The 6,991-nt window shown below is 73.3% G+C and carries 5 protein-coding genes and 1 pseudogene; 2 read left to right on the top strand and 4 right to left on the bottom strand.

Annotation, left to right across the window (positions count from 1 at the left end):
- On the top strand, nt 1–1,324 hold a 1,324-nt coding region (locus ACQ5SO_RS07125; RefSeq protein WP_430940894.1), incomplete at its 5' end, for an SdrD B-like domain-containing protein.
- A gap of 58 nt (nt 1,325–1,382) precedes the next feature.
- Here ACQ5SO_RS07125 and ACQ5SO_RS07120 read toward each other — a convergent pair.
- The 4 genes from ACQ5SO_RS07120 to ACQ5SO_RS07105 all read right to left on the bottom strand — a co-directional run bounded on the left by ACQ5SO_RS07120 (nt 1,383) and on the right by ACQ5SO_RS07105 (nt 6,614).
- Nucleotides 1,383–2,177, bottom strand: coding sequence for a glycerophosphodiester phosphodiesterase family protein (locus ACQ5SO_RS07120; protein ID WP_430940893.1), 795 nt, complete (start codon nt 2,175–2,177; stop codon nt 1,383–1,385).
- Between the two features lie 198 nt (nt 2,178–2,375).
- Nucleotides 2,376–2,849, bottom strand: coding sequence for a RidA family protein (locus tag ACQ5SO_RS07115; protein ID WP_430940892.1), 474 nt, complete (start codon nt 2,847–2,849; stop codon nt 2,376–2,378).
- A 277-nt stretch (nt 2,850–3,126) separates the two neighbouring features.
- A complete protein-coding gene (locus ACQ5SO_RS07110) occupies nt 3,127–4,758 on the bottom strand; it encodes an HlyD family type I secretion periplasmic adaptor subunit (protein ID WP_430940891.1) in 1,632 nt (543 codons plus the stop codon).
- Nucleotides 4,758–6,614 (bottom strand): type I secretion system permease/ATPase, encoded by a 1,857-nt coding sequence (locus ACQ5SO_RS07105; protein ID WP_430940890.1) that lies wholly within the window; start codon nt 6,612–6,614, stop codon nt 4,758–4,760. The genes ACQ5SO_RS07110 and ACQ5SO_RS07105 overlap by 1 nt, the downstream gene beginning before the upstream one ends.
- A 301-nt stretch (nt 6,615–6,915) precedes the next feature.
- Between ACQ5SO_RS07105 and ACQ5SO_RS07100 the strand changes: the two are divergent.
- Nucleotides 6,916–6,991: pseudogene (locus ACQ5SO_RS07100) on the top strand (hypothetical protein); the annotation flags it as partial.

The raw sequence follows: 6,991 nt of genomic DNA, 5'->3' as shown, positions 1-6,991 counted from the left end.
CCTCCACGACAAGGACCGCGACAGGGACCGCGACTGCGATCCCCGCCCGCCGAAGGACTGCGACCCGGACCCCGAGCCCTCGGGCAAGGCCAGCCTCGGGAACCGCGTCTGGATCGACGCCGACCGCGACGGGATCCAGGACGCGGACGAGGTCGGGCTCGCCGGGGCCGTGGTCGCGCTCTGGCGCGACGGGGTCGACACCGGCCTGACCGCGACCACCGACGCCGACGGGTTCTACCTGTTCGAAGGCCTCGCCGCCGGAAGCTACTCCATCGCCGTCTCGGCCCTGCCCGAGACCTACGTGTTCACCCTCCAGGACGCGGGCGGCGACGACGCCCTCGATTCGGACGTGGACGCGAACGGCGTCTCCGGCCCGGTCACGCTCGGGCGCTGCGACGCGGACCTGTCGCTCGACGCCGGGGTCTACGAGATGTCGGTGGTGATCGCGCCGACGCTGATGGATGACGACGCCTGCACCTGCTGGACCGAGACGCCGGTCCTCGACGTCCTGGCCAATGACGACCCGGGCCTGGCCATCGCCGGGATCGACGGCATGGCGGTCGCCGCGGGCGCGTCCGTGACGCTGGCCTCGGGCGCGCTCGTCACCCTCAACGCCGACGGCACGCTGACCTATGACGGCGTGGACGCCTGGGCCGGGCTGGCCTTCGGCGAGATGGCGACCGAGACCTTCACCTACACCGCCGTCGCCGCCGACGGCGGGTCCGCGCAGGCGACCGTTTCCATCGACATCCACGCGAGCAACATCAAGACCATCGAGGACATCGAGGCGATCAAGCCCGACACGGTCGAGGTGCTGGTGAACTCGGTCGCGGGCGGGGGCTTCGTCATCGACGTGCTCTCGCCGGACGCCCCCCGGTTCGAGGCGCTGGGCAGCGCGGACGTCTATTGCGTCGACTTCTTCGGCGACGTGCCGGACGGGTTCACGGTGACGGCCGAGGTGTTCCTGGCCGACGAGGGGAACGCCGCCCTCGGGGCCTTCGTGCAGAACCGGGAGAACCTCGACCTGGTGACCTGGGTGCTGAACCAGGACTTCACCGCCCAGGGCTACACCGCCGCCGAGGTGCAGAACGCGATCTGGAACCTGACCGACGACCTGTTCATCGGCTTCGAGCCGGGCGCGGTCGAGATCGCGGAGATGGCCCGGGCCGAGGGCGAGGGCTTCGTGGCGGGCGAGGGGGACCTCGTGGGCCTCGTGCTCGCGCCGCTCCAGGAGGTCGACGACGCGGGCGCCGAGCTCACCAACCACCAGAACCTGATCTACGGGGTGGAGTACGGGGCCTTCGCGGACTGCCTGTGCATGTGAGCGCCCGGCGCAGGTGAACGCGAAAGGGGGCGCGGACCGGCCGGTCCGCGCCCCCGTGTCATGCGCGTCCCGCCCGGGCGCCCCGGGCCACGGCGGCGACCGGCGGGCGGAAGCCCTCGAAGGTGATCGCGTCGGCATGGCGCAGCGCCTCGGCCGCGTCGGCCTCGTTGCGCACGGTCCAGCACAGCACCGGCGCGCCGCGCGCGCGCAGCGCCGCCACCGCCGGGCGCGGCAGGTCGCGCACCCCGTAGGAGACGAAATCCGCCTCCAGCTCGTCGAACAGCTCGAGATCGGCGAGCGCCTGGCGCTGGCGCTCGTCCAGCACGTCGGCCGCGTCGTCCACCTCGGCGAAGGAGCAGGACACCAGGCCCCGGCGGACCTCGGGGGCGTTGTCGCGGAACCAGGCGATGGGCCGCGGGTCGAAGGACATCACCGCCGCCGGGCCCGAATAGCGCGCCAGCGCCCGGGCCACGGCTTCTTCCAGCGGGCCGCTGGGCCCGGGCTGGCGCTTGATCTCCACCACGATGGGCGTGCGCCCGGCCAGCACCCGCAGCGCCTGGGCCAGCGACGGGATCCGGTCGCCGCCGCCGCCGCGCAGCTCCACGTGCTGAAGCTGGGCGCGGGTCAGCGCGCCGACCGGGCCCGTGCGGTCGGTCAGCCGGTCCAGCACGTCGTCGTGGAACACCATCGCCTCGCCATCGGCCGAGAGCTGCACGTCGATCTCCACCGCGTAGCCGTTGGCGGCGGCGGCGTCGATGGCGCTCAGGCTGTTCTCGACCACCCCGGCCTGCAGGTCGTGCAGGCCGCGATGGGCGATGGGCAGAAGGGTGAAATCCGGCATCGGTCGCGGCATCGCGTGGCTCCGGCGTCAGGGCGGCGCGGCCCCGATCCCGGCGGGCGGGAACGGGCGGGCGGAGGGAAATCGGAACGCGGCGGCGGGATACGCGGACAATTCAATCTTAGCGCGAAATGAAGGCGCGGCCATGCCGAAGCCCGGCGGCGCCTGCGCGGCCGCGGCCGCCCGGGCCGCCGCGGGGCCCGGGCGACGCGCTCAGGCGGCGCGGATGGCGAACAGGCCCTCGACCTCGACCGCCACGCCCAGCGGCAGCGACGCGCAGCCGACGGCGGCGCGCGCATGGGCGCCGATCTCGGGGCCGAAGGCGGCGACCATCAGGTCCGATGCGCCGTTCACCACCTTGGGCTGGTCGATGAAATCGGGGGTGGAGTTCACGAAGCCGCCGAGGCGCACGACCTTGGTGACCCGCGACAGGTCCCCGCCGCAGGCGGCCCTGAGCTGGGCGAGCAGCGACAGCGCGCAGGCCTGCGCGGCGGCCTGGCCGCCGGCGACGTCCATGTCCTCGCCCAGCCGCCCGGTGATGAACCCGTCCGGCCCGGCGCTGACCTGCCCCGAGACGTAGACCAGCCCGTCCTGCACCACCCAGGGCACGTAGTTGGCGGCGGGCGCGGGCGCGTCCGGCAGGGTTAGGCCGAGCTTGGCGAGGGCGTCTTCGACGGGTCCGGTCATGGGCGGGGCTCCGGGGGAATGCGTGGGTGGGACGAAGGATCCGGGGCCACCCTGCACCGGGCCGAACGCCGTTGAAAAGCATGGAGTTCCGGGGGCGGTGGAAAATCATGCGCCTGCCGCCGCGGCGCCCCCCCCGCACGCGCGCCGGGGAGATGGCGGCGGGATGGCGGCGGGGATCGCGCGGGGATCGCCGCGGGGATGGCGGAACGCGAACGGGGCGGCGCATCGCTGCGCCGCCCCGTCCCTGCCGCGGTCCCGGGCCCGGGGGCCTGCGGGATCACTCCTCGATCATCGCCCGGCTGAAATAGTCGGTCAGCGGCTTGGTCAGGTAGGTCAGCGGCGTGCGCGACTGCGCCTGGATATAGCCTTCCACCGGCATCCCCGGCACCAGCGTCAACCCCTCGAGCTTCTCCAGCTCGCCCTCGTCCGGCGCCAGCGTGGCGGTGTAATAGGTCCGCCCCGTGCGCTCGTCCTGGAAGGCGTCGGGGGACACCTTGACCACGTGGCCCTGGAGTTCGGGCGTGGTGCGCGAGTTGAAGGCCGAGAAGCGCAGCGTCGCGGGCTGGCCGGCCCAGACCTGGTCGATGAAGATCGTGTCGATCTGGCTCTCGATCACCAGCTCCACGTCGCTGGGCACGATGTAGAGGATCGGCTCGCCCGGGCTGACCACCGAGCGGACGGCGAAGACGGTCATCCCCGTCACCACCCCGTCGATGGGCGCGCGCACGTCGAGGCGCGTCATCCGCTCCTCCAGGCTCGCCAGCTGCTCGCGCACCTGGTTCTGCTGGTACTGGATGTCGCGCAGCTGGGTGATCGATTCCTCCTGCCGCTGCGAGCGCAGGTTGAGGATCTGGATCTCGATCTCGGCGATCCGCCCGCGGCTTTCGGCCATGCCCGCGGTCAGCTCTCCGACCTGGCCCTGCAGGCGCGCTTCCTCGCGCTGGAGGGACAGAAGGCGGGTGAGCTGCGCAAGGCCCTGGTCGAACAGCTTCTGCTGGCCCTCCAGCTCCCGCGCCACGAGGCCGAGCTGGCGTTCGAGCGCGGCGGCCTGCGCCTCGGCGCCCTTCACCTGCTCGCGGATCTGGGCCTGGCGTTCGCGCAGCTGCTCGACCTGGTCGGCCATTGTCTGCACGCGCGCGTAGAACAGGCTGCGCTGGCCCTCGACGATGTCGGCCACCGCGGCGCTGACGGCTTCGGCCGCGAGGATCTCCTCCGAGAAGGTCAGCTCCTCCTGCCCCAGCTGCTCGGCGCGCAGCCGCTCGGCGCGGGCGACCAGCTCCCAGTACTGGCCGCGGAGCGATTCGAGCTCGTTGACCATCAGCGTGTCGTCGAGGCGCAGCAGCACGTCGCCCGCCCGCACCCGGTCGCCGTCGCGCACGCTGATGGCGCCGACCACGCCGCCGTCGGGATGCTCGACCACCTGCTGCTTGGTCTCGACCTCGACCTTGCCGGGGGCGACCACGGCCGAGGAGAGGTCGGCCATCGCCGCCCAGACGCCGAAGCCGCCGACGAGGATGATCAGCGACAGGATGCCGAGCCACATCGGCCCGCGCGCGGCATAGGTGCGCTCGTCGGCGCCGCCGGGGCCGCCGGACCCGCCGCCCGGGGCCATCATCGCGCCCGCGGGGGCGGGGACCATGCCGCCGCCCCCGCCCGCGGCGGGAAGCCCGGCCTGGCCCGGCGCCGGCGCGGCGGCGGGCGGCTTCGCGCCCGGGGCCGCGGGCGGCGGGGCGGTGCGGCCGGGTTTCGGCCGGGTCAGCACCTGTTTCTGCGCGTCGGCCACGGCGGCGGTCACGTCGGGCGCGCCCCCGGCCGCGGCGGAGGCGGGTTTCGGGGCCTCGGCCATGTGCGGGCGCAGGGCGTCGCCCATCGCGGCCCCGTCCTTGCGCGGATCGCTCTTGTCGCTCATCACGCGGTCTCCGGCTTGCCGGGGGTTCCGGCCTGTGCGTTCGGTGCAGGCGCGCCGATGGGGCGCGCGGCGGCGGGGGCGGATTGCGGCGGCGCCGCCTGCCCGCCCGCCGGGCCGCCCTGGGCCACCTGCGGCCAGTTGCGCACGTGCTGGCGCAGCACCTCGTCCTTCGGCCCGAAGGCCTTCCGCACGCCGCCTTCCATCATCAGGATCAGGTCGCAGTGATGGATCGCCGCCGGGCGGTGGGCCATGATGATCACGGCCTTGCCGCGGGACTTGAGGTCCTCGATCGCCTTGTTCAGCGCCTCGGACCCGCCCGCGTCGAGGTTGGAGTTCGGCTCGTCCAGGATCACCACCGCCGGGTCGCCATACATGGCGCGCGCCAGGCCGATGCGCTGGCGCTGGCCGCCCGAGAGCTTGCCGCCGCCCGCCGAGACCGGCGTGTCATAGCCCTGCGGCAGGTTCAGGATCAGCTCGTGCGCCCCCGCGCGCTTGGCGGCCTCGACCACCTTCGCGTCGTCGGGCTTCACCTCCATCCGGGCGATGTTCTCGGCCACCGTGGCGTCGAACAGGGCCACGTCCTGCGGCAGGTAGCCGATATGCCGCCCCAGCGCCGCGTCGTCATACTGGTCCAGCGCCGCGCCATCGAGGCGCACGTTGCCCGAGGCCGGCCGCCAGACCCCGGCGATGGCCCGCGCCAGCGTGGATTTGCCCGAGGCCGACGGGCCGATCACGCCCAGCGCCTGCCCGGGCTCGAGCCGGAAGGACACCATGCGGATCGCCGCCGTCTGCTCCCCGGGCGCGACCACCGTCAGCTGCTGCGCCTCGAGGATCGAGCGCGGGGCGGGAAGCTGGGTCTTCTCGGGCTGCTCGGGGGTCTTTTCCAGCAGGTCCTTGAGCGAGGACCAGCCCTGCATCGCCCGCTGAACCATCGCCCACTGGCCGATGGCCTGCTCGATCGGGGCCAGCGCGCGGCCCATCATGATCGAGCCCGCGATCATCGAGCCGGGGCTCAGCGTGCCGTCGATGGCGAGATAGGCGCCGAGGCCGAGCATGCAGGACTGCAGGAAGAAGCGCAGCGTCTTGGAGGCGGTGGAGAAGCCGCCCGTCCGGTCCGAGGCGGTCAGCGACGCGGTCAGCGAGCGCGTGCGGTACGCCTGCCAGCGCGCCAGCACCGCGCCGCGCATCCCGAGGCCCTGCACCGTCTCGCCCTCGCGCCGCACGGCGTCGGTGAACGCCTCGGACTGCGCGCTGGCGCCGTTCGCCATCTTCTGCGGCTCGCGGCTGAACACCTGGTTGAGGAAGGTCAGCAGCACCAGCAGCGCGCCCCCCGCAACCGCCAGCGCGCCCATCGACCAGTGGAACGAGAAGATCGCCAGCAGGAAGACCGGCGTCCAGGGGATGTCGAAGATCGCGAAGGGCGCGGGGGTCGACATCAGCCGCTGGATCGATTCGAGGTCGCGCAGCCCGGTGGCGGGCTTGGCCCGTTCCGTCGGGGCGACCGAGCGGCGCAGGATCGCCTCGAACACCCGCTTGTCCAGCATCGCCTGGAAGCGGGCGCCGCGCCGCGCCATGATCCGCCCGCGGGCGTAGTCGAGCACGCCCATCATCAGGAACAGGAACGCCATGATCGCGCCCAGCGCCACCAGCGTCGCCTCGGAGCGCGAGGACAGCACCCGGTCATAGACCTGGAGCATGAAGATCGGCCCGGTCAGCATCAGCAGGTTCACGAAAAAGCTGAACACCCCGATGGCGATGAAGAACCGGCGCCCCTCGAACAGGGTGGCCCGAAGCTCCTCCCGCCCCGGGGCGACCTTCTTCGGCGGGCCCCCGGCCGATGTCTTGCGCGCGCTCATGCTTATGTCCCTTGCCCCCGCAGGCGTTAAATTCCCGTTTGCCGGGCCGGTGTAGCATCGGCGGCGCGCGGGATCGACATGAATGCGACTCCCGCCTTGCGCCCTCGGAGCGAGCGGCGGAGGGCCCCGCGCCCGCCCTGCTTGCGCCGCCCGCACGGCCCCGCCCCGCCGGGACGGCCCCCGCCCCGGGACGAAGGGTCGGAGGGAGGGCCGGAGACGGCGCCCGCGCAGGGCGATCTGCGCCGCAACGTGAACGCGGCGTGAGCGGGGCGTGAACCGCGGGTTTCGCGCCCGGCCCGCCCTGCGGCTGGCGGTGCGCGAGGGGATGCGCTCGATCGAGCACGTGAAGCGCTACACCACCAACGGCATGGCCACCG

This window comes from Rhodovulum sp. DZ06 (genome assembly GCF_050586345.1).
In the GTDB taxonomy this organism is placed as follows: Bacteria; Pseudomonadota; Alphaproteobacteria; order Rhodobacterales; family Rhodobacteraceae; genus JBOCEF01.
This window is presented reverse-complemented; position numbering and strand designations above follow the sequence as displayed.